The sequence below is a fragment of the Actinosynnema sp. NPDC059797 genome (assembly GCF_042732085.1).
GTDB lineage: Bacteria > Actinomycetota > Actinomycetes > Mycobacteriales > Pseudonocardiaceae > Actinosynnema.
The window spans coordinates 1-1,444 of sequence record NZ_JBHWIE010000726.1; the positions used below are offsets into that span (position 1 = coordinate 1).

At 74.6% G+C, this 1,444-nt stretch carries 2 protein-coding genes and 1 pseudogene; all 3 read left to right on the forward strand.

Annotated features, from left to right (window positions below):
• A pseudogene (locus tag ACFV4N_RS43695) lies at window positions 1–601 on the forward strand (Ig-like domain-containing protein); the annotation flags it as partial.
• A gap of 273 nt (window positions 602–874) precedes the next feature.
• On the forward strand, window positions 875–1,054 hold the full coding sequence (locus ACFV4N_RS43700) for a hypothetical protein (RefSeq protein WP_499678594.1): 180 nt from the start codon (window positions 875–877) through the stop codon (window positions 1,052–1,054).
• Window positions 1,055–1,199: 145 nt separating this feature from the next.
• A partial coding sequence (locus tag ACFV4N_RS43705; protein WP_499678595.1) for a hypothetical protein occupies window positions 1,200–1,444 on the forward strand: 245 nt, incomplete at its 3' end.

Sequence of the window (1,444 nt, forward strand, 5' to 3'; positions counted from 1 at the left end):
GTACGCGCCGACGAACGGATCGGCGGCCGGCGGCAACGCGCCCGCCACGCCGTCGCCGCTGCCCGCGTCGTGCGCCTCGCGCCCGGACGGGCCCTACACCGGACCACCGGTGCCCGCGGTGACGGGCAACCCGCGCGCCGAGACCGACTACGTGTTCGACGTGAAGCCCGGGAAGTACTACGGCCACCCGGCCCCGGTGCGCTGCGAGTGGGTGCTGGCGGGCGGCAACCCGACGTCGGCGGCGGACCCGTTCCAGACCGACGCCTACCCGGTGGGCACGCCGCCGGACCGCAACTTCGACCTGGCCGGCACCTACGACGCGGGGCTGCACGCCTCGGCGAACGGCGCCGTCGAGTACCGGGGCGGCGCGTTCGGCGGCCGGCTGGACGGCAGGCTGCTGGTGGTGCGCTACTCGTCCGGTCAGGACGTCCAGTACTTCGACGTGGCCGCGAACGGCGCGCTGTCCGGCCGGACCACCGGCGCCACCGGCCTGACCGGGTTCAACCAGCCGCTGGACATCGCGCAGAGCCCGGCCACCGGGTTCCTGTACGTGACGGAGCTGGGCGCGAACCGGATCACGCTGCTGCGGCCGGCGGCGTGAGGCTCGGGGCGCGGCGGCTCGGGGCGCGGCGGCTCGGTCCTGCGGGGTTCGAAGGGCTGCTCGGCGCGACCGTGGACGCGGATGCCGCGGGCGGTCGGCGGAGACCATGTCGCGGAGCAGCCGAATTTTCTCCGAGCGTGCTGACGTTTTCACTCTGTTGTCGCAGCGCACCAGGCATATCCGCCCTGGCGAAAGGGTATCCGAAGCTCCCCCACCCGGTTCACCGAGGAGCGCGATGATGGGCACCTCAACCACACTGCCTGGGAGGTCGTGATGGCACACGTGGGCGACCTGATCGACATCCGCAGCGGAGACGAGTTCTACCAACCCGTACCTTTCGGCCTGGTGTACCCGACCTGCACGGCGGACGGCTCCGCGCCGCCCAGCCAGCGCGGCCGCACCTGGGAGCACCTGACCGCTTCCGGTCGCGAACTCCGGCCGGTCGGCGGGTGACGCCCGGCGGGCACCCACCGACGGGGTCGTAGGCGCGGGCCTGCGGCCCCTTTTCCTTTGTGGGACCGGGAAACACGGGACCGCGGTCGGCCGCCGCACGGCGGCGGTTCCGGGTCGGAACCCCCGGGGGACGAAGTCGATCGACGTGGTGGAGTTCGACCCGCGCGGCGCGGACGAGGGCCTGGGCGCGGACGAGGGCCTGCCGGCGGGCTGCCACCGGGTGACGCGGGCGGCGCACCCGGTGGACGAGCCGAGGCGGCCGGGGCCGTCCTGCGAGGACGTGGTGGACCGGCTGTGCGAGCCGTTCCCGGGGCCGGTCGGGCGCCGGGTCGCGCGGGACGGCGACAGCGGGTTCAGGGCTTCGGAGTGGGCGGTGGCGCACGTCCGGGC

Bases quoted from the DNA above. Each gene is read 5' to 3' on its own strand.
- ACFV4N_RS43700 (WP_499678594.1), top strand. From the start codon at position 875: ATGGCACACGTGGGCGACCTGATCGACATCCGCAGCGGAGACGAGTTC.